Origin of the sequence: Pseudoxanthomonas sp., assembly GCF_036845285.1 — a bacterium.
Classification (GTDB): Bacteria; Pseudomonadota; Gammaproteobacteria; order Xanthomonadales; family Xanthomonadaceae; genus Pseudoxanthomonas_A.
The window spans coordinates 23,262-46,845 of sequence record NZ_DAIUEE010000014.1; the positions used below are offsets into that span (position 1 = coordinate 23,262).

Sequence of the window (23,584 nt, forward strand, 5' to 3'; positions counted from 1 at the left end):
GGCCCCCACCGGAATGCAGATCTACTAGCCGAAAGCCCCCTGTATGCCTTCTGCTCAGAAAGTATCGCGCCCGATTCAACGGCCTTGCAACTAAAATCTACTTTGGGGGTAGTTTGCGAAAACTTACGTATCTGCGAAGCAATAAAATCAGCACGTTAGCTTTCTGTAGCCGCTCTGCAAGAGCGCTCAGCACCCTAGGGAAACTGCAAGATCTGCGCAAGAACCGAAATCACGCACGCCTGTTTCGGCGCAGATCACTGAGGATCAGTCCCAGTTACCTGGAACACGCAACCACGTGAAAGCCTTCCTGCGCGGTCCCAAAGCTGGCCTCAAAGCCTGTTCTTGGCTGAATCCTTTTTACGCTTTGCCTTCGGCGTCGCCTTCCCCAGTCGCTCGTGCACTTCCTCGGCCCGTTCGGCACCCAAGGACCGCTCAATCAACTCCCACACTTCTTCCTGACGCGCCTTGGACAACATGGTGAAGCCGGTGATGACCGCGGCCAAGCGGTCATCCCTGCTGACCAGGGCGGGAAAGGGGATGTCCAAGACCTCAGCGAGCTGCTCGGCATGCTCCAAGCTGGTCTTATTGATGCCCAGCTCCCACCGGTTGACCCGAGCGGAACTGGTGTCTTCCGGAAATCCCATGCTCACCCCTACTCCGGCTTGCGACAAGCCAAGCGCCTTCCGGGCCGCCTTCATACGGGCAGCCAAGACGACTTGGATGGGGAGCTTTTCGGGCATGAACAAATGGAATCAAGCGACTTCCAAATGATGCCAACCCGCCCCACGGGTGCGATACTACTCCCGAAGTAGTTTTCAGACCATCCGGCGGTGGGCCGGTCTCAAAAGGGGGTCTTATGAAAGGAAGTGAGCTTCTTCGCTGGGGTCTGCCGCTGGCCGTGTTCGTCGGGTTCTTCAAACTGAGCGGTGCCGCCGTGTCCCTGGTGTTCGCTGGGATGATGTTCGGTCTTCTCAGCGCGGCCATCGCTTGGCACAAGCGCGACCCCCACGGCTTTCATGTGGGAGTGCGCGCGTGGATCATCGTGTTGTTGATCGCTCCTGCAGTCTTGCTCACGATCGGCACGGCATTGGGCACCCCGCCCTTCCTGATCCTGAGCGCGCCCTACCTCCTGCTGACAATCTGGCTCTACAAGAAAAATGCCAGCAAGATCAAGAAGCACCGCGAGCTCGGTGGTCCAGCGAAGGAGAGCTACTGAGATGCGCGCGCTTATCCTTGGGGTTGTCTTGGCCAGTCTGGCCCATAGCGCAGTGGCCAGCGAAGCAGTGCGGTTGGAAGGCCGCAAGCTGGCAGGCCAGACGGCAACCGGCACCTGTGGTGGCGCATCCATCAAAGTGTCCGGGATCGACGGAGAGTGGATCTCGCCGAGCGGAAGCGTCGAGATCAAAGGCAAGACCGGCTCACTGCTTGTCGGCTCCGAGCCTCACGCCTTCATGGAGGACAGGAACGTGGTGGCCTGTGTTGAGTCGAAAAGTGGCCCCAAGCTCTTGTTCCTCGCTTTCTGCGACGGGCGGCAATGCCCGCCTTCGAACTACTACGTCATCGACCCCACCACCGTGCGGATCGAGACGACAACAGAGTATGGGGACTGCCCGCTCGCCTGCGCTGAAAAAGCGTTGGGAGTTCGCTTGCCGGACTATCTCCGCGACGGAGTCTATTCTGAGGATTAGCTTCAACTACACCGACGGCCGTAGAGAAATCTCTGCTCGCGCAGTCAAAGCGATACCACTTGACGAAAATTACTCACGACGAGAGTGCGCGTAGATCGCTCATCGAGCCCCCACTGCTGGGACAAGAACGAAATCACATGATCGCAGTGGCCTGGCGTGATTGGGGAACCACGATGACTTACGAAAGGTCCATCCGTCTCGGTAAGCACTCGATTGGGAGGCATCATCGCCATTAGTTCACGCCCCTTCTTGCTTCGCGTCATAGCATCGCCAACAGAGAACCAGCAGTCCATATCGATAGCCCGCAGCAACTCCTTCTTGGTCCCGGAAAACCAGTGCAGGATGGCGACACCGTAGCCTCCATGGCGCTGCAATGCATCCAGCACCTGAGTCGCAGCATTTCGGCTATGGATGGTGAGGACACGCCCACCAGCCAGGGCACAGGACGCAAGCACATGGTCGAATACGCGCACCTGCTCACCCCAGAAGGGCTTGCACTCGGTGGAGCCGTCAAGCCCAACCTCTCCGACATAGCGCGCCTGGGGAAGCAGTCGATCGAATAGCGAGAGTTCTCCAACCCGCTCTGCCGCGAGCTGCGGATGGAGTCCAAGCGCTGTCTTGATCCGTGGGTGGTCCGCCGACAGCGCCTGAGTTTGGAGCCACGCCGATGGCGTAGTCGTTACGGAAAGCACATACGAGCCACTCTTGCCGATTGCTTCGGCTTGCTGCCTCGGCTCTGGATAGAGGTCGAGGTGGCAGTGCATGTCAACAGCGGGGACCGACATTAGAGAAGAGCTTCGGAGCGCAGGAAGTCGCGCACCTCCATCATGCCACGGCGGGCAGCGTTCACCCTCCCCGCTCGGTCCGCGGCGACCAATGGCATCGGCCCCGTCATCGCGATCCAACGGTCGACATCCATGGCATCCAGCCGTCGCGCGGCCAAGAGCATGGCCATCAGATCGTCAGGATCTTCGTCATGCTCGAAGAACTGGTGCAGATCGATCCCTTTTGCCTGATAGGGCGTGCCGTCGGCCATGCCCGCGCGATGAAACGCAGCACGGCGGATCAGACAAGGCACGCAGCGCCCACACTGCTCACCCGTTCGCTTCCACTTACCGCACGATACCGTTCCATTCGCTATCGCCGCGAGACGAGCTTGGTCGCGGCACTCGGCCATCATCTCCCCCTTAGTCTTGTGTGCGTAGGGATTCATCAGATCGATTGGCAGGCCCACTTCGGCCAGCACTTCCCCGATCAGGTGCAAGTAATAGGGATGAGTCGTGCGGGTGCTCAAAGCGCCTATCCGTCGACGGGTCAGTGGTGGGTTGAGCGCGATAAGGCCATTCTCGGGCACGAACAGGGTCGTGCGGGCTACACCAGGCCGAAGGAGCGATGCCGCCATGAGCACGCCCATGGCCAGGAAGTTAAAGCTGCGGGTTCGCATCTGCACGTCGTTGCCGTGATCGAGCCAGCCCACCGGGCTCGCCTGTGCTCCAAACCGCACTGCACCCGCGCCTAACCGCGGAAGAATTGCCTCTTGCTTGGCAGCATCGTGGGTGTAGGCATGGCTTACAAGAAACGGGTTGCGACCACCTGCGCGCAAGTCGAGTGCGCCAATCGCGCTATCAAGCCCGCCGGAAAACAGACAGGCGCTATCGCATGCTCGCGGATCAATATTGCGACTGACGCGCCGGTTGAAAGCGGGAGGCGCATCACCACCGCCCTCGACCCTAAGAGTCCACACGTCGCCGCTTAGGAAATTCAGTGCACGCGTGAGCTTGGGCAGCACAGGCGCCCAAGTTCCGGGGTTGTCCAACGCAACAACCAGGTTGATCTCGCGCGCCCAACCGTCGGCAGCATCATCGCGACTGACAAAAGTGTCAGCAGCAATCACAGCTAGCGAGATCGACAGAAGGTCGAAGGCAACTGGATTCAGAGAGGCGCAGACCCTCGTTAGCTCATCGTAGATGCTCCATCCCAGTGCCGCCCGGCCCGCCTGATCGGGCCGGCTGCCGTAGAGGTGGATGGGGATAAGCGCATCGGTTGCCCCAGGTAGCTGGTCCAGCTCTGGATGGACATAGACAGTGCTCATCACTCGTAGCCCTCCCACTCCTTCCAGACTTCCCGGATTGCGGCGATCTGCGCTGTTTGCATCTGGGCTGGCGAAATCGCGCCGACGTTTCCTGCGAGGAGCGGCGCCATGTGTTTCTCACTTACTACTTTGACAAGCTCCATCAACTGCTGCTCAGCGTTCTCGACAGCCGCCGGCGTCGCGCCTTTGCCGAAGGCTCGATCCGAATCGAGCACAATCGCTTGGAAGACAGACAGCGAGACGTAGGTCACCATGAGATTTACAAGAACCTCATCGGTGATGCTACCGAAGTCGAACTCGTCGACACCCTCCAAACACTCCGATAGCGCATCATTCAGCGCCGCCCGGATGCGATCAGCATCCCCGTTCTCCGGCACGAATGCATCGACGAGCGCATCGATGACCTCTCGGGTGGGCCGACCAGCGAGTGCTCGAAGATTGGCCGGCGCATTGGGCGAACCTGTCCGAAGGTCATTAAGGGCTCCAAACATGGCGGCGCCTGACTGCGCGACCGCACCGAAGCGCCTCGGCCCCACCGTCGAGCCACCAGTCGAAGAGCTGGCATAACTTCGCAGCGCCTTACGGAGCTGATCTCCATCCCCGTTTGCGACAAACTTACCAAGATGAGTCCGAAACGCGCGAAAGCGTTGTTCGTCTGGCTCCGGACCGGGTCCAGCGCCATCGACATCTGCCCATGGCGGCACTAATGGACTGCGATCATTCGCACCACGACTTGAAGTTGACGTTCCCATCAGGCGACCCCCTTTGCCCAAGCTCGATCTTTTAGCAGTGTCGTCAGCCACAGCGCCTTCTTGCCCGGTATCGCTTTGATCAGCGCAACAAGTGGGCCTGCTACTTCTGGGTGCGCATCGGCCAAGATCACCGAGCCATTAAAGGCATCTGGCCGCTTGGACCAATCCGTTTGCTCTCCCAGCACTGCCACCAACTCACGCATCACCGCGCCAAGTTCGCTAGGCGGAACGGCAGCGATTGCCTGGGTGGCCGCGGGCGAAGACAGCGTCTTGGCGCCTGCAAGGATGCGAACTGCCTCCGCTGCGGCCTGCGACAAGCCGCTTCCGACGGATCGAAGCACTGTCGTCTCTTTGCTCAGGTAAACCAGTGGTCGGAGATCAATTCCACCCAAAGCGGGCTTCAACTGCATCCAATCGCGCAGAAATGGGCCTTGCGCCTTCCACTCACTCGGCAATGCTGCCTCAAATTTCTCGGGGTCATCTGCAATCGATTCGAGCTTAACAATCAGCGGAGGCTTGCCCGCTGATGCTTCGTTGACCAGTCCGTAAAGCTTTCCAATCGCGTCCGCATCTACGCAGCGCTCGAGGATCGCGAACTTCGCAATCATGCCCTCGTTGATGGGCATTTCGCGACGATTAGCGATGCGGACCCTGAGACGCACGATGTTGAGCAGGCGCTTGATGATCCGCGGATTACCGAGGACGGCACCCGAAGTGGCAAGCATAGACGCCATACGGTCTGCCGTGTCGAAACTTGCGAGGAGGCTATCGTTGGCACCCGTAATGCCTGCCACATCTTCCAGCTTGACCGGTGCATCGGTCCAGCTACGGCGAAGATTGTTTTCCAGCGCGACCCTCAGCTTGTCCAGCTTCCCCAAATCTATGTTGGATGCCTCGGCGAAGAGCATGAATAGATAGGCTCGAATTTCGGTGATACCGAGCTTGGGCACACGCACCGGAACCTGAATCAGCTTGTCAAGGTAATCAGTGATGTGGCGCTCGCTTGCACCCTCGAAGTGCTTACGCACTGAGTCGCGCACCATTTCTTCGTCTGCGGCGACCACGAACGCGGACTCTTCCATGAAGAGGAACAGCCGGAGTGCTTCAAGCGTGTGGATCGCCTGCGTGGGGAGACAGCGATCAAGGTTGTCAACGAATACCACCAAGGTCTTGCCAAGCTTTTCGAGAAGCTCGCCGAATTCCTGCCGAAATGCGTCGATCTCCTTGGGCGGTGTTTGCGCATTAGCTGGATCGATCAGTTTGAGAGCTTCTTTCGATCCATCCGCAACTGCCTGCGTGTCTTTCGGTGATGGATCCCCCTTCACGATATTTCGCACGCCTTCGACTGCACGTGAGGCGGCACCTAGAAGTGGAAGTCCGTGGAACGCCGCCACGAGTTCGATACCAAGCCCAAGCGTTCGGAGTGTGTTGACGCGCGCAAGGAGTCGCTTCGCAAGGTCAAGTAGGCTTTCGTCGTCCTTGACCGCCTCGTAGAGCGTTCGGGCAATAACTTCCATAAGCGCCGCGCGAGCGTCGTCGTAGCCCTGATAGAGCCACGCATCGAACCTAATAACGATTACCTTCTCGCTCGCCTCGCGACAGATCTGGCTTTCAATCAGGTTTAGGAGGCTCGACTTGCCGGTGCCCCAAGTGCCGAATACGCCAACTGAAACCGGTCGCATTCGACGGTCTAGTAGGATTTCTGAGACTACCTCCGCGAGTTCCAGATAGTTGAGGTAATCGATTCTAGTCTCGATATCTGACCACATACCCGCCCCTAAAATTCTTGGTCCAGATTTTTAAGTGTTTCGGCTGGCCTGACTTCTGAGTTGACAGAACTGATATTTCCCCTACGTTGCGGACATGTCAGATACGCAGGTAACCGCTAGCGCAGCCAAGATCAAAAGATGGAGAGAGATCTCTGATCGCGCATATTTTGTGATGCTATGGATCAGCGCGATCATTCTTACACCATTCGCGCTCTATTCGGCTTTCTTGCTCATTCAGCTGCTCGTCGAATGAGATACGGGAAAAGAACGGTAGCGAGCGTAAAGAGGAGCCAGAACCGGAACTGCCACTGGAGTGATGAACTAGCACTTGCCGGTGGTTTTCCAGCATGCTCTCGCCTAAGTAGTAACAACCGGATCGCGCATATGCAAGCCAACAAGGCCGGTATGAGCCAGAGAAATTTGCCTAAGTGCTCTAAATACTCATGCATTGACTGTCCCTATGGGTGGAGTGAATTGAGGTCGATAGCTGCGAACATATGTTTTGCGAGATATGGCATCCCCACTGGCGGTTGGAAGTGGTCCAGCGCAGCTACGCGCTCCGGCAACGTTTTGACATCCGCGATATGGATGTAGTGCTTTTCGAGCGTTGGAACCTCTTGCCTACGCGCATGTCCGGTGATGAGTGCGATCGTCGTCGTCGGCACCATTGCTTCGGCAAGCTTCGTTGACAAGGTATGGCGAAAAGCGTGGAACGCCGTGCCCTTCTCGATCTGGAACTGTTTGAGATACGCCGCGAATTGCCGGCTGAGTTGCCGTCCATACCCAAGCCCATTGGGTTCGCCATCTTTGCCCGTGCCCGCAGGCAGATGCGGGAAGAGTCTTGGGTGTCCCGTGGCCTTCATGTCCTCGACGAATTGAAGAAAGCCCGCGTCGAGCACAGGTTTTGCCAGAGGGACGAACCTGATGGAGGACTTCGTCTTGATCTTCTGCGCGCGATGCTGCTTCCAGAAGAACAGTCCCCAGACGCCATCGATTTGCTTGACGTCGTCGATATAGAGCTGGGCGATCTCGTTGACCCTGGCACCTGTGTAAAGACCCAGGATCGGACCCCACCACCGATGTGGATACTTTGACGCCCACGGCACGAAGTGCTGGGGATCGAAGATCTCGGCCAGCTCTGCATCAGTGAAAGGCCGACCCGTGTTCGGATCCGTCGAGCGGTCGGGATCAGCCTGCTTGCCAAGATGCGGCGCCTTGACCAAGACGTCATCTTCAACGAGGCAGTTGAAGAACAGACCCAAGCGCTGACTGTGCTTGACGTATGTGTAGTCGCCAGGGGGCTTAACGCCCTCGGCTTGTCCCTTGGCAATGATCTCCCGCACCGACAGACCCCGGTATTGCGGTTTGACGGTTGCATTGGCGGGCCACCATCGAACTCCCTCCCAAAATGCTGCGATCTCATCGCGCTTGATCGAGCCGACTGGCAGGTTCCCCACGATTCCAATAAGAAGGCGCAGGCTGTGCTTGCTTTCGGTGATGGTCTTCGTGCAGACCTTGCGCCGTTTGAGCACGTTGATATGACGCTCGATCTCGACCGAGAGCAGCGGCGTTGCGTCTGCGGGCGAAGGCGGGGCACTGGTCGCAGCCCAAGCCTTGGCCACCATCTGATCGGCCGCCTTCATCGCCTCGATGAAGTCCAGGGTGTCCTCCCGGCCGTTCGTCTGCACGTTGCCGAAGTCGACACCGCCTACCCGGACATTGGAGGCCGTCCAGGGCCGATCCTCGCCTGACTCCGCGGCCCGTTGGGCACTTTCCAGGAGCTTTTTGACATCGACCATCCCCACCCCCGTTCGCATCCGAGCGAACGCCTCAGAGAGTGCCACACCCAGCGTCGCTGCGACGAACCGTGCACGGTCGCCGCGGGCCGATCTGAGCGTTCGAATAAGGAAGCGAGAGCCAACCACATCTCGCAGATCCAGCGGCACCAGGAAGCGGACATACAGACCACTTCGGCGCGCCAGAAAATAGGGCTTGGGCATGAAAACAATACCTCAAACGATACCTCGGGGAGGTCGCTTGAAGGATCGTTTCGCCAGTCAAAACACGTTCGCGTTCAACCACTTGCGCGTGTTTTGGCCAAATCTGGAGCGGGTGATGGGAATCGAACCCACGCTAGCAGCTTGGGAAGCTGCAGTTCTACCATTGAACTACACCCGCACGATGGCGCGAGTCTATGCCGCGGCGCGGAGCAAGGCAATGCGGTGCCGGCGTGCGGCACCGCATTGCGCGTGGTGCATCAGAAGCTGCCGCTCAGGGTCATGAAGGCGGTGGTGTTGGTGCCGCCGCCCTGGTTGACGGTGGTGTTCACGCCCAGGTTGGCGTCGAAGCCCAGCAGCTTCGTGCGCGCACCCAGCAGCAGCGTGCCGTAGCTGTCGTCGGTATCCAGGCCCGGCACCGCATAAGGCGCCGTGCCCGGCATCGACAACGACTGGGCGAACACTTCTGCCGCCGGATCCTCGAACTCGCGGTCGACCGTCAGGCGGGCATACGGCGCCAGGTGATCGTTGATCGCGTAGCTGACCTGCCAGCCGGCGCTGCCGATCAGCGAATCGAAGTCCTGGTCCGGATAGGCGAGCGCGGTGGAGTTGACGTTGCTTTCGCTGTAGCCGTCCATCTTGATGGTCTGCGACACCACGCTCACCACCGGACCATGACGGAACGCGCCATCGCCGAACTCGTAGCCGGCGCTCGCACCGACGGTCAGGTTGGTGCCATCCGGCGAACCGCTGTGGCGACGCGTCACCCCGCCGAGCTGCACCTCGCGGTCGATGTCGTAGGAAAGCCAGCTGTAGCTGACCTGCGCATTCGCCCACAGGTGGTCGCCGTACCAGCCGGCGAAGCCGCCCAGCGTCGCATCGGATTCGTCGAAGCTGCCGCGGCGCAGGCCGAAGTCGTACTTCGCGCGCCCGTAGCCCGCGAAGCCGCCGTAGACCCATGAGCCGTGCGACCAATCCACGCCGAACGTGCCCATGGGACCGGCGCCGTCGTACAGGTTGCCATCGTCGTAGCGCAGGAAATCGCCACGCACATCGCCCCACCAGCGCATGCCGTCGGCTTCCGGCTTTCCGGCAACATGGGATGCCACGCGATCGGCGCGCGCACGACCGTGCACCGACGCGGTGTACGGCAACAGCGCGATCTGGCGCGGGCCTTCCAGCACCGACACCGCGTACTGCGACAGGATGCCGTGGGCCTTCGACGAGGGATGCACGCCATCGGCGAACGCATAGGTGTCCGCAGCATTGGGCGTCGCATAGTTGAGCGGGCTGCAGGTCACCGAGGACGCCGTGATCTGCGGATTGCAGGCGGTGCCCGTGACGTTGCCGAAACCGTACTCGGCCGGGCTGGCAACGATCTCACGCAGCAGCGTGAAGGTGTCCAGCGGAATGACGCGCAGGCCGGCCGTGTTGAGGGCGCCGAACAGCGCCGTGTTGTAGGTGGTGGCCAACTGCGTGCCGGTGGCCTGCGCCACCGCCCCGCCCGCACGGAACTGCGGCGTCACACCGAGGTCGGGGATCGTCGGCACCAGGATGTAGCGGGCGCCAGCGTTCTGCAGGGTGCCGATGATGCCGACCTGTGCGGTGACCGCACCGCCGATGGTGGCCTGGGCCGGCGCGCCTCCGACGACGGCGAACAGGTCGTTGGCGCCGCCCCAGACGGTATACAGCGCCTTCGGATCGGCGCGACCGCCATTGGCGGACAGGTAGCTGGTCAGCTGCGTGGTCATCGAGGGGATCGGCCCCAGCGCACCCGCGGTGTTGGTACCCACGCGCGCGCCGCCGACGGCGTAGTTGGTGCCACCCTGGTTGGCGCTGCCGGCGCCGGTGCCGTAGTACTCGGCCAGGTACTCGGACCAGACCAGGCCCGGGTTGGTCGTGAAGCGGCCGAGGATGGCGCCGTTGGGACCCACCGCCTGGATCAGCGCCGGGCGGAAGTGCCCGGAATCGGTCAGGCTGTCGCCGAAGAACACGGTCTGGGAGTACGGGCCGTCGCCGGCCAGGACGGGGCTGGCCGCCACTGCGAGCGCGACGGCCAGCAGGGAGCGGACGGGCGAGAGGGAACGCTTCATGGAGTCTCCGGGGCAAGGTGATGAGGGGCTGCGCGCCGGCTCTGCCGTACGGCTGCGCATGGCGCGCATCGTTCCACCAAGCCCGTCGTGGCACACGCTGCAATGCGGCAAGCCGCTGCACCATCGGCGACAATGCCGGCATGGACATCCAGTTGAATGGGCAGGCGCTCGCCCTGCCCGACCAGAGCACGGTCGCCACCCTTCTCCAGTCGCAGGGCCTGGCCGACCGCCGCGTGGCCATCGAGGTCAATGGCGAGATCATTCCGCGCGGGCAGCACGCACGGCATGTGCTGCAGGCCGACGACCGCGTGGAGATCGTGCACGCGCTCGGCGGCGGCTGACCGCCAACGCTGCCGTCGGCCGGACGCACCGGCGCGACATGGGCGATAATCGGCGCATGTCGAACACTGCCTCCCATGACCCGCTGGTGATCGCGGGCAAGACCTACCGTTCCCGTTTACTGACCGGCACCGGCAAGTTCAAGGATTTCGAGGAGACCCGCCTGGCCACCGAGGCCGCGGGCGCCGAGATCGTCACCGTCGCCATCCGCCGCACCAACCTGGGCCAGTCGCCCAACGAGCCGAACCTGCTCGATGTGCTGCCGCCGGACCGGTACACCATCCTGCCCAATACCGCCGGCTGCTATACCGCCGCCGATGCCGTTCGCACCTGCCGGCTGGCCCGCGAGCTGCTCGATGGCCACACGCTGGTCAAACTGGAAGTGCTGGGCGACCAGAAGACGCTCTATCCCGACGTCGTGCAGACGCTGGCCGCCGCCGAGACGCTGGTGGCCGACGGCTTCCAGGTGATGGTCTACACCAGTGACGATCCGATCCTGGCGCGCCGCTTGGAAGAGATCGGCTGCGTGGCGGTCATGCCGCTGGCCGCGCCGATCGGTTCCGGCCTGGGTGTGCAGAACAAGTACAACCTGCTGGAAATCATCGAGAACGCCAAGGTACCCGTGCTGGTCGATGCCGGCGTCGGGACGGCCTCCGATGCCGCCATCGCGATGGAACTCGGCTGCGACGGCGTGCTGATGAACACCGCCATCGCCGGCGCGAAACATCCCGTGCTGATGGCCAGCGCCATGAAGAAGGCCGTCGAAGCGGGCCGCGAAGCCTTCCTGGCCGGCCGCATCCCGCGCAAGCGCAATGCCTCCGCATCCAGCCCGATCGACGGCCTGATCGGCTGATGACGGATCCGTTCTCCAGCCCTGGCGCGAAGACGCCGCCGAAGCCGTTCACGGTCAACGAAGGCCGCCGCGAAGTCCGCAGTTTCGTGCTGCGGCAGGGCCGCTTCACCGAGGCGCAGCAGCGCGCCTTCGATACGCAGTGGCCGCGCTTCGGGCTGGATTACACCGGGGAACCGCGCGACTACGACGCCGCGTTCGGCCGCACGGCGCCGCGCGTGCTGGAGATCGGCTTCGGCAACGGCGAGGCGCTGCGCTTCGCCGCCGCGAGCGACACGGCCCGCGACTACATCGGCCTGGAAGTGCACGCACCCGGCGTCGGCCGTCTGCTGAACGCACTGGCCGAGGATGGCAGCGACCACGTGCGCATCTACCACCACGATGCGGTGGAAGTGCTGCAGCACGAAGTCGCCGACGGATCGCTGGACGAGGTCCGCATCTACTTTCCCGACCCCTGGCACAAGAAGCGCCACAACAAGCGTCGCCTGGTGCAGCCGGAGTTCGCCGCGCTGGTCGCACGCAAGCTGCGTCCGGGGGGTCGCCTGCACTGCGCGACGGACTGGGAGGCCTACGCCGAGCACATGTGGGACGTGCTGGATGCAACGCCAGGCCTGGCCAACCGCGCCGGCCCGCGCGGCAGCGTGCCGCGCCCCGACTGGCGGCCGCAAACGCATTTCGAGACCCGCGGCCAGAAGCTCGGGCACGGGGTGTGGGACCTTCTGTACGACAAGCCGTGATTGGTGATTGGTGATTGGTGATTGGTGATTGGTGATTGGTGATCAGGATTGAACGTTAACCACTCCAGCTTTGCGTATGTCAGTTCCGTTTTCGCTGCGGGGGAAAACCGTGGCGGATGCTTTTACGAATCACGAATCACGAATCACGAATCACGGCCCTGATGGACAACGCCCTGACGCTGACCAACGACATGAAGCTCGTCCTCGGGCTGGTCGGCTTCACGATGGCGATGTTCCTGTTCGAACGCATCCGCGCCGACCTGGTGGCGCTGGTGGTACTGGTGGTGCTGGGCATCACCGGACTGATCGCGCCGGAGGAAATCTTCGGCGGCTTCTCCGGCAACGCGGTGATGAGCATCATCGCCACGATGATCCTCGGCGCCGGCCTGGACCGCACCGGCGCCCTGAACCGGCTGGCCTCCTGGCTGCTGCGGCGCGGCCACGGCATCGAGCAGCGGCTGCTGCTGATGACCACCGCCATCGCTAGCCTCAATTCGTCCTTCATGCAGAACCCGTCGGTGATGGCGCTGTTCATGCCGGTCGCCTCGCGCCTGTCCTCGCGCACCGGCTTATCGATGCAGCGGTTGCTGCTGCCGATCGCGGCCGCCATCGTCATGGGCGGCGCGTTCACCATGGTCGGCAATTCGCCGCTGATCCTGCTCAATGACCTGCTGGTATCGGCCAACAACAACCTGCCTTCCGGCATGGCCACGCTGGAGCCGCTGCGCATGTTCGCGCCGTGGCCGATCGGCCTGGCACTGGTGATCGCCTCGCTGCTGTATTTCCGCTTCTATGGCGACCGCAAGCTGAAGTACGAGACGCAGGACAGCGACGGCCCTGTGACGCCTGCGCGCACCGAGAGCTACTTCGCCAACACCTACGGAATCGAAGGCGATGTGTTCGAACTGGTGGTCAGTGCGGAAAGCCCGCTGGTGGGCATGTCGCTGGGCGAGGCGGAAGCCCTGCACGATGCGCCGTTGATGCTGGCGCTGCAGACCGGCAACGACACGCGCCTGTCGCCACCGGCGGACATGCGCATCTGGGTCGGCAGCGTGCTCGGCGTGATGGGGCCGCGTCAGGAGATCAACGATTTCGCGCAGAACCAGTTCCTGCGCATGTCCTCGCGCCTGCGCCACTTCGGCGACCTGTTCAATCCCAGCCGCGCCGGCATCTCCGAGGCCGTGGTGCCGCCGACGTCGAAGTTCATCGGCAAGACCGCGCGCGAACTCCGCCTGCGCAAGCAGAACGGCATCAGCCTGCTGGCGATCAACCGCGACAAGAAGGTCATTCGCGAGAACGTGCGCGACGAGAAGCTGCGTGCCGGCGACATGCTGGTGTTCCACAGCATCTGGCAGGACCTGGGCCTGGCTGCGGAGAGCCGCGACTTCGTGGTGGTGACCGACTACCCGAAGGGCGAGCAGCGGCCGCACAAGTTCAAGATCGCGATGACCATCTTCGCCATCACCATCATCATCGCGCTGACGTCCAAGCTGCCGGTCGCGCTGACGCTGATGACCGGCGTGGCCGGCATGCTGCTGACCGGCGTACTGCGCATGGACGAGGCCTACGGCGCGATCAACTGGAAGACCGTGTTCCTGATGGCCGGACTGATCCCGCTCGGCTGGGCGATGGACAGCAGCGGCGCAGCCGCCTGGGTCGCCGGCCATACCGTCGAACGGTTGCCCGAGGGCATTCCGGTGTGGGTGCTGGAGATCGCCATCGCGCTGCTGACCACCGCATTCTCGCTGGTCATCAGCCATGTCGGCGCGACCATCGTGATGGTGCCGATGGCGATCAACCTGGCCCTGGCGGCGGGCGGCAATCCCACCGCGTTCGCACTGATCGTCGCGCTGTCGGCGTCCAACAACCTGATGACGGCATCGAACCCGGTGATCTCGATGATCGTCGGCCCCGCCAACTACACCTCGCGCCAACTGTGGCGCGTCGGCGGGCCGCTGTCGCTCGTCTATACCGTCGTCGTCGTGACCACCGTCAACGCGCTGTTCTGGTGGAACGGGCGCGCAGGATGACGACGCCCTCGCTGGCGCTCGCGCTGCTGCCCGAGCGCTATGCCGTCGCCCAACTCGCGACCACGTCGCCGCTCCCGGCGTGGTGGCCGGCCACTGGCATGCGCCATGCTGGCTGGACCGACGATGAGCTGTCGCTGGTCTGCGAAGAGACGCACGTACCCGACGATGTGCGCTGCCAGCGCGGCTGGCGCATGTTCAAGCTGCAGGGGCCGTTCGATTTCGCGCTGACGGGCATCCTGAAGGCGGTACTGGATCCGCTGGCGGCGGCCGGCGTCGGTATCTTCGCGATCTCCACCTTCGATACCGACTACGTGCTGGTGCAGGAACCCCAGCTGGTCCCGGCCCTGCGTGCGTTGCGCGGACATGGCCACCGCGTGGCGGGCGATTGATCCGGATCAGGCGCGACGGAGCACGACCCGCGCCAGCACCGCGCCGAAATGCAGCCAGATCGCGCCGAACACGCCCAGCTGCGTGAGCACGCCGCGCTGCGCCGCCTCGAACTTGCGGAAATAGCGCCACAGGCCGCGGTGCTTGTGCCACTCCACGAATACCGGACGCGCGCGGCTGGACACGCCCCGGATATGCAGCACGCGGATGTCGTTGGCGACGACGACCAGCGCACCGGCGTCGCGGGCGCGGCGGCACAGGTCCATGTCCTCGGCATGCAGGCGGTACTTCTCGTCGAACCCCCCGATGCCGTCGAACAACGCGCGGGACAGCAGCATCAATGCGCCCGAGATGACGTCCACCGGCTGCAGTGCCAGGCTGTCGTCGATCGGCACGCCCAGCTTCGACGCCGCGCCAGGCGCGTGCAGCATCGCGGCGAACACCGGCTCGCGTCGCCTCGCGGCGGCGTCTCGTGCCCCCTCTTCATCCACCAGATCGACGCCGAGCAGCACGTTGCCCGCGACACCGAACGCGTGTGCGCGCAGCCGGGACAGCGTGTCGGCCTCGACCATCAGGTCGGGATTGACGAAGGCCAGCCACGGCGCCTGCGTGTCGCGCGCGCCCTGGTTGCAGCCTACGGCGAAGCCGGGATTGTCGGGATTGGCGATGAAACGCACGCGCGCATCCTGCAGCGCGTGCCGCTGCACGATCTCCATGGTGTCGTCGGCCGACGCGTTGTCGACCACGCGGATCTCGTGCACGCCATGCGCCACGCGCAGGCGCATCAGGCAATCGTCGATGCTGGACGCGCTCTCGTGCGTCACCACCACCGCCGCGATGCCGGACATCTCAACCGAAGAGGTCACGCTGGCGCTCCGGCGATCCCGCGTCGGCATACAACGCATGCAACCATTCGCGTGGCAGGCGCAGCGGGTCTTCCATCAGGAAGGTCGCCAGCCGCGGCGTAAAGGTCGGCCAGCGCGCATTCAAGGCATCCATGTCGCCATCGGCGGGACCGCCCTCGCCGCCGCGTGCGACGAAGGCGGTTTCGCACAGCACGTTGCGCCAACCCAGCCCCGCAAGGCGAAGCGACAGGTCGACGAGCGCGGCGTACCACGAACCATAGCTCGCCGCGTCCAGGCCACCGACGCGTTTGCGCGCATTGCCCCGCAGTGCCACGGCATGCGCGACCGCAGCCGGCAGTTCCGGATGCAGCGGCGACATCGCCGCACAGGCATGCGCGGTGCGCTCCATGTCGAAAGGCGGCGGACTCACTTCGCCCAGGCGCGGCCACGCCGCGGCCTCACCGGCGTTGCACCAGGGCGTGGCGGTGGCGATGGCGGCGTCGCGCGCGAAGCAGGCCGCCAGTTGTTGCAGCCAGCCCGGCAGCGGCCGTGCGTCGGGCGCCAGCACCACCACGTCGGCATCGCCGCAGGCGGCGAGCATCTGGTCCATGTGCGCGACTTCGCCCAGCATGCGCGGACGCCGCGTGTAATCGGCCTGCAGCGGCGTCCGCGCCAGCCAGCGTTCGATGATGGCCAGTCCGCGCGGACCGGCCTGCGCGTCGTCGGCCAGCCACAGGCGCGTGCCGGCGGGCGTACCCGCATCGAGTGCGCCCAGGCAGGCATCGAGTGCGTCGTCGTCGCTGCCGATCGGCAACAGGACGATGGGCAGCGGCGATGCGGCCGGTGGCGTCACTTGGAACGCGGTGCCTGCAACGGCTCCAGCGCGCGGAAGCGTTTGCCGTACTCGTCCGTCAGGTCGTTCGCCTCCTGCGGATTGCGGACGATCGTCGGCGTCAGCAGCACGATCACCTCGCTGCGCTCGGAGCTGGTGGTCTTCTTGCCGAACAGGCCGCCGATGATCGGAATGCGGCTCAGCCCGGGAATGCCGGCCGACCCGTTGGTCGCGGTGTCGCTGATGAGGCCGGCCAGCATGACCGTATTGCCCGCCTGCACGGCGGCCTCGGTCTTGAAGCGGCGGTTGTTGATGCGCACGTTGCCGTTTTCGTCCGGCACGTCGCCGGGCGTGCTGACTTCCTGCACGATCTCCATGAACACGATGCCGTCCTTGGTCACGCGCGGACGCACCTTGAGGATGATGCCGGTATCCAGGTACTGCACCTGGCTGAAAGTGCTGTCGCCGCCCAGGCCCGGATTGACCGTCACCGACGAGATCGGGATGCGGCTGCCCACGTTGAGCGTGGCCTCGGCGTTGTTGCGCACGAAGATCGACGGCGTCTGCAGCAGGCGTACGTCGCTGACTTCATCCAGCGCGGTAATGACGGCGGCGGCATCGTTCTTGACCAGCGTCCAGACCGCGCCCGCACCGCCCACGCCACCGATGCTGCCGGCAAGCGTGCTCCACTTGCTGGGTCCGCCCACGCCGGGCGCGCCACCCGGCGGGTTGAAGGGACCCAGGCCGTTGTCGCTCATCGCGCGCTCGAGGAACCAGCTGACGCCGTAGCTCAGTTCCCCGGTCAGCGAAACCTCGGCTACCTGCGCCTCGATGTGCACCTGCATCGGCATCACGTCGAGCTTGTCGACCACTTCGCGGATCGACTGCCAGGCGCTGGGGCTGGCGCGCACCAGCAGGGTATTCGTCTCCTCCACTGCGGCCACGCCGACGCGATTGCCATCGACTTCCAGCGTCACCGCGCCGTTGCCGCCATCGCGCTGGTTCAGCGAGAGCGTCCCGCTGCCCAGGCCGCCACCGCCCGAGCCACCACTGCTGCCGAAGTCGACGCTGCCGCCGCTGCCGTTCATGCCGCCGTCGTTGATCTGCACGGGATCGGTTCCCGGCATCAGCGAGACGTTGCCCGCGCCACCGGTGGAACGGCCGTCGCTGCCGGAACTGCCGCCGGACGAGCCGAACACTTCCGCGAGCCGCTGCGCCAGTTCGCGCGCCTTGACGTACTTCAGTTCGTACGAGAACAGCCGGCTGCCCTCGCCTGCGCCATCGATGCGTTCCAGCCACTGCTGGATCTGGTCCAGGTACGCGGCCTGCGGCGTGATCACCAGCACCGCGTTTGCACCCTCCAGCGGCATGAAGCGGAACATGCCGGCGCTGGGCGTCTTGCTGTCGTTGCCGAACACCTTCTCCAGGTCGGCCACCACGCGCGTGGCGCGGCCGGACTGCAGCGGGAACACGCCCACCGACATGCCGGACAGCCAGTCGACGTCGAAGATCTCGACGGTGCGCAGGTAGTTCTCCAGTTCGGTGCGCGTACCGGCCAGCGTGATGACGTTGCGGGTGCCGTCGACGTTGACGATGGCGTTGGGCCGCGCATACGGTTCCAGCACCTTCTTCATCTCGCTGGCGGAGATGAAGCGCAGGGGCACCACGCGCACTTCGTAGCCGCGCGCACTGGATGCCGGCCCGGTACGCGGGGCGACACTGCCGGCCAACGCCTGGTCGGCGGCGATGATGTTGTAGCGACCACCGCTGTAGACCAGTCGCGCGTTGTTCCAGCCCAGCACCATTTCCAGCAGGTTGAGGGCCTCGGCCGGCGATACCGGCTTCGGCGTGCCCAGCGTGACCGTGCCCTGCACGCCGGGCGCGATGACGTAGTTCTGTCCCAGCATGTCGCCGAGGATGGCCTTGACCACGGCGTGGACGGACTCGCCTTCGAAGTTGAAGGTGGCCGACCCGCTGCTGGCGCCACCCAACGACGGCAGCGGCGCGGCAGCGGCACTGCGGTTGATCATCTGCCCGTTGCCGCGGCGGATCTGCGCCTGCGGACCGGCCACGGGCGACTCGCCGTCCTTCAGCGGCGTGGTCTGCACACTGCCGGACGCCACGTCGCCGGACGAGCCTCCTGCCGTGCGGCGCACGTCGGGCAACGGCGCGCTGGCGCACCCGGCCAGCAGGCCCAGGCAGAGGGAAAACAGGATCACACGTAACGTCATGCCGGCACTCTACTGTGTCTTGCCGGGCGTTGCCGGCGGCGTGGTGGGTTGCGCCTGCTGCTGTCGCAGCTGCGCGCGGCGCTGCTCGATGCGCTGGCGGATCGCTTCCATCTGGTCGTCGGTGGTCGCGGTGGGCGTCGACGGGGAACCGGCCTGCGATGAGGGCATGGCGGCCGGCGAGTTGACCTGTCCGGGTGAGGGAGGCGTCGCCACGGTCGGCATGGCGATGGGGGCACTGTTGCCCGCCGTGGTGCGCGCTCCCGGCGCGGCGGGCGGCATGACCGCAGCCGCGGGCGGCACCGTCGGCGGATTGCCGATCACCTGCGTCGGCGGCTGTCCGCCCGCGCCGTCGAAGACGCGCAGTTCCAGCTCCCGACGGCCGTCGGGTCCGTCGAATACCGCCCGGCGCGCGCCCAGTTCGGTCAGCTGCCAGCCCGGAAAGCCGGCCGGCGACTCTCCCACCTTCACCCGCAAGCCCTCGCCGCCCTGGGTGGGCTGCATGATCGCCAGTTCCAGCGATGGCGTGATCAGCACGCTGGTCAGCACCAGGTCGAAGGCGGGCGCCGCCGCTTCCTGGCCGGAAAGGAAAAACGGCTTCGGCCGACGGTCCTCGGAAAACAGTGGTCGCGCGCCCACGTCCGCGTACCGGCTCAGCTCGCCCAGCCGCTCGGGCGGGCTGGGCGGCAGGCGCGGCAAGGCCTGCACCAGGCCGGGATCGGCCGGCAGCGGCGTGATGCGGCTGCCCAGTCCGAACAGCGCCAGCAATGCCAGCAACACCGCCCAGCCCGCCACGACGGCGAGCAGCCAGGTACGCAGGCTCCAGGCGTCAGCGCGCACCGGCGGACTCCTGGCTCACGGACGGCGACGGCTTCAGGTATCCGTACAGGTCGAAATTCACGTCCAGGCCGCCGGCACCGCTTTCATTGGCCTGGAAGGCATAACGCTGCGCGAGGATGTTGAGGTTCTCGACGAACAGCCGCGGGCTGCCGGATTCGATCTGGTGCAGTACCGACGCCAGTTCGGGCGCGCCGCAGCGCAGCCGCACCTGCACGACCACGCGCGGATAGACCTCGCGACCGGCGACCGCCAGTGGCGACTGGTTGGCGATGGCGCAGCTGCGGTTGCCTGGACTGGCCTGCTTGACCACGGCTTCGAGCTTCTGCACGAGGCCGGCGGTGGCCAGTTCCACCGTCGCTTCCGGCAGGAAGCCCGGGCGCTGTGCCTGCTGCGCCAGTGCGGCGTCCAGCTCCCGCCTTACCTGCGGCGCCTGCTGCAACTGGGTCCGGATGCGCAGCTCGCGTTCGCGCAATTCGTCCACGCGGGCGCCCACCTCCTGCATCGGCACGGTCCACCAGGGGTGCACCAGCACGAAATAGCCCAGCAGCAGCGCCGCCAGCAGCAGCACCAACGCCAGCCAGCGGTCGCGGTCAGTCACGGCCAGCGGCATTGGCGCCTCCCGGGGCGGCGGCGGCCGGATCCTGCTTGCCCAGCAGTTCGGCGGTCAGGGTGAAGCGGTCCATCCGGGTGCGTGGATCCGGTTGCAGGGCGCCGCTCAGGGCAGGGTTCCGCCACAGCGGCGATCCCTGCAGCCGCGCCACCAGCCCGGAGGCTTCGGGACTGAAACCGATCAGGGTCAGGCGGTCGCCTTCGATGGCGAATTTTTCCAGATAGGTGTTGTCGGGCAGCCGGCGGGTCACGTCGTCCATCACTTCCAGCGCGGTCGGACGCCGCGCACTGGTCTGGTTCAAGGTGGTGGTTCCTGCGACCAGGTCGACGAGCTGCTGCCGTTGCGCCGCCACCTCGCGCGCCGCATCGGCGCGGCTGTCGACCTGCGCGGCAAACGCGTCGGCCGCGGCCCGCCGGTTGTCCAGCACCGCCCAGGCCGCGAAGGCGAGCGCGATCACCGCCACCGCCACCAGCACCAGGTGCAGGCCACGGCGCGGCGCCTGCCGCGTCGCCCGCGCCGGTTCGGGCAGCAGGTTCACGCCGAGCGGCATGCCGTCGGCATCTTCCACATCCGCACCCGCCATGCCGCCGGCCAGATCTCCCAGCCGCGCCAGGCCCGTGGCGAACGCCGCCGTCGGCACCACCGCCAGTTCGACATCCAGCTGGCCGTCTTCGCGCACGCCGAGTACGCGGGCATCGAAGCAGGCCTCGTTGGCAGCGAAAGGGGTCTGCCGGTCGAGTTCGAACCTCAGTACGTCATGCAGCCGGTCCGCCGCAGCCGCAGGCAGCAGCAGGCGACGGCGCAGCGCCATGCCGTGTGGCATCAGCCACCAGCGCGGCAGGTCGGCCAGCCGGCTGCCGAGCAGGGCGCGCAACGCGTCGGACGTCACCGTGGCCGGCAGTCGCGCGAGCGGATGCCGCTGTGCTCCCTCCAGCCACGACATCTCGATTTCCTCGTCCTGCCGCTGGAACAGCAGGCGGTCGCCGGTCAGGCCGAGCAGCACCCGCCAGCGCGCTGGCAACCAGGTCGCCAGCGCCTGTCCCCACCACGCCAGGAAACTGCGGGGTCCGGGTCCGAGGCGTGCCCGGAATCGCTGCAAGGTGTCGCGTACGCCGCTCATTGTGGTGACGCGCCCTCCTCCCAGCGCAACAACGTATAGGCCGAACCCGGTATCGCGTTGGCACTCGCACGCACCACTGTCCGCAGCGTCGCTTCGCGACCATCGGCCAGCCGCGCACGGCTCTCGATACTATACGTGCCACTGCCGGTGCCGACGAGTTGCGGATTGCCGGCGGCGCCCACGGCATTGCGCTGCGCCAGCCATGCCGTCGCATCCATGCCCATCGCTTCCAGCACCGGTCCCTGCGCATAGGTCGCATCGGGTTGTCCCCGACCCGAGTACAGCGTCAGGAACGGCGCCATCCGCGCGTACAGGTCCGGCGTCATGCCGAGCACCTGCTCGATTTCCGCAATGGTCTCGAACGGCGCGTCCTTCGCGCCGTAGTCACGCCCCGCCGCTGCGTAGTCGCCGTCCTCCGCGCCACCCACCGGCTGGCTGAGGTTGTCGGCATCGCGCCAGTCGACGATCGCGCCCGCCAATGCGTCGCTGACCTCCGGCGGCTGCCCGAGCGCCTGCATCAGGCGGGACAGCAACGCGATATCGGCCTGGTTGATATCGACCTTGCCGGTCTCGTCGACGATGCGCACCTGCACCTCCTGGCCGTCGAAGCGCCACGCATACGCCCGGCCATTGGGCTGCCAGTGCGTGTCCGGATTGCGGTCGGCCACGCGTACCAGGGCGTACTCCATGCCGGCACGCGCGATCTCCTGCGCCAGCGCACCGCGGCTGCCGACCCGTCCCTGCAGGGCCTCCATCCGTGCGGTCAGCGCATAGGCGCCGACCAGCGCGGTGAGCAATGCCACCAGCCACAGCACGAGCAACAGGGCCGCACCGCGCGCGTGGTTCATGGCAGCACCGGATTCGCGCCGCCCGGCAACAGGCCACCACCCGCGCCGCCTTCGCTGCGCGCCAGCGTGACCACCAGGTCCGGCCAGCGTCCGCCCTGCACGGCCTCCACTTCCACCTTCACCTGCAGCGGCAGCATCTCCGACGTTTCCCAGCGGTCCTGCCATGGCCCGAGCCGGTTTTCGGCATCCAGGCCGCGATAGCGGAAGCGCACCACGCGCAGGCCGTCGGCGAGTCGCTCCGCGCGCTGTCCACGCATCGCGAGATCGACCTCCTCCAGCGACGCATCCGGTCGCGCGACGGAGAACGCGACCTGCAGGCGACCGTCGTCGTCCGCGACCAGTTCGTGCAGGTAAGGGCCGCCGTAGCCCAGATAGTCCGGCAGGTCCGACACGAAGCGCATGCGCTGCGGCGTCCCCAGGAAGCGCGCCTGCCGCAGCGTGCCGCGGTCGGTGGCGAACACGATGGGTTGCGCCGATGCCAGCCGCGCGCGCAGGTAACCATGCACCGCGCGCATGCGCTCGCTGGCCTGTGCCATGTCCTCGCCGCGCGCGACCACGGCGATGGACGAACGCAGCGTTGCGAACGCCAGCGCCAGCCCGGCGGCCAACAGCACCAGCGCCACCAGCACTTCGAGCAGCGTGAAGCCGCGCGCGCGCATCACGGCGACACCGCCTGGTTGATGTCGCGCGGCGCCAACCGCAGCGTGCGCCACTGCATCGCCTGTCCACGCTCGCTGCCCCAGCGCACCGCCAGCCGCACGTCGAGCAATTGCGGGCCGCCCGGATCGAGCTGGGCGCGCGCCGCGAGCGGATCGGCGAACGGTACGACGTCGAGCTGCCAGTGGTAGCGGTCGCCTTCGAACGTGCCTTCCTGCCGGCCTGGCTGCAGCACCTCGCCCGCACCCAGCTGCGCCAGCAGCGACTGCGCATGCAGGGTGGCGCGACTGCTGTCCGCCGAGTCGCGCACCTGCCGGCTTGCGCTGGACAGCGACCCGAGCAGCAAGGTCAACGCCAGCGCGAGCAGGGCGAAGGCGACGATCACTTCGAGCAGGCTGAAGCCGTGCTGCCGGCGGCGCGTTGGCGGCGTCATGGCGCCCGCACCTCGTCGCGCAGCAATCGCGTCTCGCCGGTCAGCCAGGCCACGTCCGCGCTCCAGGCCGCCGTCCCGGCGGACAGCGTGACCCGACCACCCGTGGAGCCGCCATCCGGGAAAAACAGGATCGCGCCCTCGCCGGCCCGCACCTGCGCCTGGCGAGCGCCGGTGAAGACGACGGACAGCGATGCATCGATGTGGCCTCGACGATCGCCGGCGGCTTCCCAGGCATGCGCGCGCGGATCGATCCGGAAGACCTGCGGCTGTCCCGTCGCGATGGCCCGCGCCCGTGTGTAGCGCAGCTGCGCGGCGACTTCCTTCGACTCCGAACGCAGCCGCATGCCCTCCATGCCACCGGTGAACACCATCGCCGCGAGGATCGCCGCCGCCGCCATCAGCGTCATGACCAGCAGCGTTTCCAGCAGCGTGAAACC

The 23,584-nt window shown here is 65.3% G+C and carries 24 protein-coding genes and 1 tRNA gene; 7 read left to right on the top strand and 18 right to left on the bottom strand.

From position 1 onward, the window contains the following. Positions 1 to 329 precede the first annotated feature (329 nt). Positions 330 to 740, bottom strand: coding sequence for a helix-turn-helix transcriptional regulator (locus tag V7060_RS15390; RefSeq protein ID WP_334180128.1), 411 nt, complete (start codon positions 738 to 740; stop codon positions 330 to 332). Positions 741 to 856: 116 nt separating this feature from the next. On the opposite strand from V7060_RS15390, the gene V7060_RS15395 reads away from it, so the two are divergent. Both V7060_RS15395 and V7060_RS15400 read left to right on the top strand, forming a co-directional pair. Then, the gene (locus tag V7060_RS15395) at positions 857 to 1,216 is read left to right on the top strand and encodes a hypothetical protein (RefSeq protein WP_334180129.1); all 360 of its coding nucleotides are present in this window, start codon (positions 857 to 859) and stop codon (positions 1,214 to 1,216) included. A gap of 1 nt (position 1,217) precedes the next feature. After that, a complete protein-coding gene (locus V7060_RS15400; protein ID WP_334180130.1) occupies positions 1,218 to 1,688 on the top strand; it encodes a hypothetical protein in 471 nt (156 codons plus the stop codon). Between the two features lie 44 nt (positions 1,689 to 1,732). Here V7060_RS15400 and qatD read toward each other — a convergent pair whose 3' ends face one another. The 7 genes from qatD to V7060_RS15435 all read right to left on the bottom strand — a co-directional run bounded on the left by qatD (position 1,733) and on the right by V7060_RS15435 (position 10,358). After that, positions 1,733 to 2,452, bottom strand: a complete 720-nt coding sequence (qatD, locus tag V7060_RS15405) for a Qat anti-phage system TatD family nuclease QatD (RefSeq protein ID WP_334180131.1) — start codon at positions 2,450 to 2,452, stop codon at positions 1,733 to 1,735. 20 nt (positions 2,453 to 2,472) lie between these two features. Beyond that, the gene (gene qatC / locus V7060_RS15410; RefSeq protein ID WP_334180132.1) at positions 2,473 to 3,780 is read right to left on the bottom strand and encodes a Qat anti-phage system QueC-like protein QatC; all 1,308 of its coding nucleotides are present in this window, start codon (positions 3,778 to 3,780) and stop codon (positions 2,473 to 2,475) included. Further along, on the bottom strand, positions 3,780 to 4,271 hold the full coding sequence (locus V7060_RS15415) for a hypothetical protein (protein ID WP_334180133.1): 492 nt from the start codon (positions 4,269 to 4,271) through the stop codon (positions 3,780 to 3,782). The genes qatC and V7060_RS15415 overlap by 1 nt, the downstream gene beginning before the upstream one ends. A gap of 260 nt (positions 4,272 to 4,531) precedes the next feature. Then, complete coding sequence (locus V7060_RS15420; protein ID WP_334180134.1) at positions 4,532 to 6,301, bottom strand: P-loop NTPase fold protein; 1,770 nt, start codon at positions 6,299 to 6,301, stop codon at positions 4,532 to 4,534. Between the two features lie 458 nt (positions 6,302 to 6,759). Continuing rightward, positions 6,760 to 8,301, bottom strand: a complete 1,542-nt coding sequence (locus tag V7060_RS15425) for a site-specific integrase (RefSeq protein ID WP_334180135.1) — start codon at positions 8,299 to 8,301, stop codon at positions 6,760 to 6,762. 104 nt (positions 8,302 to 8,405) lie between these two features. Then, a tRNA-Gly gene (locus tag V7060_RS15430) sits at positions 8,406 to 8,479 on the bottom strand. Positions 8,480 to 8,558: 79 nt separating this feature from the next. Next, on the bottom strand, positions 8,559 to 10,358 hold the full coding sequence (locus V7060_RS15435; RefSeq protein ID WP_334180203.1) for an autotransporter domain-containing protein: 1,800 nt from the start codon (positions 10,356 to 10,358) through the stop codon (positions 8,559 to 8,561). A gap of 173 nt (positions 10,359 to 10,531) precedes the next feature. Between V7060_RS15435 and thiS the strand changes: the two genes are divergently transcribed. The 5 genes from thiS (at position 10,532) to V7060_RS15460 (ending at position 14,736) form a co-directional block, all read left to right on the top strand. Beyond that, on the top strand, positions 10,532 to 10,732 hold the full coding sequence (gene thiS / locus V7060_RS15440; protein WP_334180136.1) for a sulfur carrier protein ThiS: 201 nt from the start codon (positions 10,532 to 10,534) through the stop codon (positions 10,730 to 10,732). A 56-nt stretch (positions 10,733 to 10,788) separates the two neighbouring features. After that, a complete protein-coding gene (locus V7060_RS15445) occupies positions 10,789 to 11,583 on the top strand; it encodes a thiazole synthase (RefSeq protein WP_334180137.1) in 795 nt (264 codons plus the stop codon). Then, positions 11,583 to 12,317, top strand: a complete 735-nt coding sequence (gene trmB, locus V7060_RS15450; RefSeq protein ID WP_334180138.1) for a tRNA (guanosine(46)-N7)-methyltransferase TrmB — start codon at positions 11,583 to 11,585, stop codon at positions 12,315 to 12,317. The genes V7060_RS15445 and trmB overlap by 1 nt, the downstream gene beginning before the upstream one ends. Positions 12,318 to 12,478: 161 nt before the next feature. Then, the gene (locus V7060_RS15455) at positions 12,479 to 14,347 is read left to right on the top strand and encodes an SLC13 family permease (RefSeq protein ID WP_334180139.1); all 1,869 of its coding nucleotides are present in this window, start codon (positions 12,479 to 12,481) and stop codon (positions 14,345 to 14,347) included. Beyond that, the gene (locus V7060_RS15460) at positions 14,344 to 14,736 is read left to right on the top strand and encodes an ACT domain-containing protein (RefSeq protein WP_334180140.1); all 393 of its coding nucleotides are present in this window, start codon (positions 14,344 to 14,346) and stop codon (positions 14,734 to 14,736) included. Before V7060_RS15455 ends, V7060_RS15460 begins: the two co-directional genes overlap by 4 nt. Before the next feature lie 6 nt (positions 14,737 to 14,742). On the opposite strand, the gene V7060_RS15465 is transcribed toward V7060_RS15460, so the two are convergent. From V7060_RS15465 to V7060_RS15510, 10 genes are read right to left on the bottom strand one after another with little or no spacing between them, the layout of a single operon-like run. Further along, entirely contained in the window at positions 14,743 to 15,582 is an 840-nt protein-coding gene (locus tag V7060_RS15465; RefSeq protein WP_334180204.1) for a glycosyltransferase family 2 protein, read from the bottom strand. Between the two features lies 1 nt (position 15,583). Further along, positions 15,584 to 16,432 carry a glycosyltransferase gene (locus tag V7060_RS15470; protein WP_334180141.1) on the bottom strand — a complete coding sequence of 283 codons (849 nt, stop codon included), beginning with the start codon at positions 16,430 to 16,432 and terminating at the stop codon, positions 15,584 to 15,586. Continuing rightward, on the bottom strand, positions 16,429 to 18,642 hold the full coding sequence (gspD, locus tag V7060_RS15475; RefSeq protein WP_334180142.1) for a type II secretion system secretin GspD: 2,214 nt from the start codon (positions 18,640 to 18,642) through the stop codon (positions 16,429 to 16,431). The genes V7060_RS15470 and gspD overlap by 4 nt, the downstream gene beginning before the upstream one ends. A 9-nt stretch (positions 18,643 to 18,651) precedes the next feature. After that, positions 18,652 to 19,479, bottom strand: coding sequence for a hypothetical protein (locus V7060_RS15480; RefSeq protein WP_334180143.1), 828 nt, complete (start codon positions 19,477 to 19,479; stop codon positions 18,652 to 18,654). Continuing rightward, complete coding sequence (gspM, locus tag V7060_RS15485; RefSeq protein WP_334180144.1) at positions 19,469 to 20,089, bottom strand: type II secretion system protein GspM; 621 nt, start codon at positions 20,087 to 20,089, stop codon at positions 19,469 to 19,471. Before gspM ends, V7060_RS15480 begins: the two co-directional genes overlap by 11 nt. After that, positions 20,070 to 21,209 carry a PilN domain-containing protein gene (locus V7060_RS15490; protein ID WP_334180145.1) on the bottom strand — a complete coding sequence of 380 codons (1,140 nt, stop codon included), beginning with the start codon at positions 21,207 to 21,209 and terminating at the stop codon, positions 20,070 to 20,072. Before V7060_RS15490 ends, gspM begins: the two co-directional genes overlap by 20 nt. Further along, positions 21,206 to 22,057, bottom strand: a complete 852-nt coding sequence (locus V7060_RS15495) for a type II secretion system minor pseudopilin GspK (protein ID WP_334180146.1) — start codon at positions 22,055 to 22,057, stop codon at positions 21,206 to 21,208. The genes V7060_RS15490 and V7060_RS15495 overlap by 4 nt, the downstream gene beginning before the upstream one ends. After that, positions 22,054 to 22,716: a prepilin-type N-terminal cleavage/methylation domain-containing protein gene (locus V7060_RS15500; protein WP_334180205.1), complete on the bottom strand. Its 663-nt coding sequence runs from the start codon at positions 22,714 to 22,716 to the stop codon at positions 22,054 to 22,056. The genes V7060_RS15495 and V7060_RS15500 overlap by 4 nt, the downstream gene beginning before the upstream one ends. Next, complete coding sequence (locus V7060_RS15505) at positions 22,716 to 23,147, bottom strand: prepilin-type N-terminal cleavage/methylation domain-containing protein (RefSeq protein WP_334180147.1); 432 nt, start codon at positions 23,145 to 23,147, stop codon at positions 22,716 to 22,718. Before V7060_RS15505 ends, V7060_RS15500 begins: the two co-directional genes overlap by 1 nt. Next, complete coding sequence (locus V7060_RS15510) at positions 23,144 to 23,554, bottom strand: GspH/FimT family pseudopilin (RefSeq protein ID WP_334180206.1); 411 nt, start codon at positions 23,552 to 23,554, stop codon at positions 23,144 to 23,146. The genes V7060_RS15505 and V7060_RS15510 overlap by 4 nt, the downstream gene beginning before the upstream one ends. Between the last annotated feature and the right edge of the window lie 30 nt (positions 23,555 to 23,584).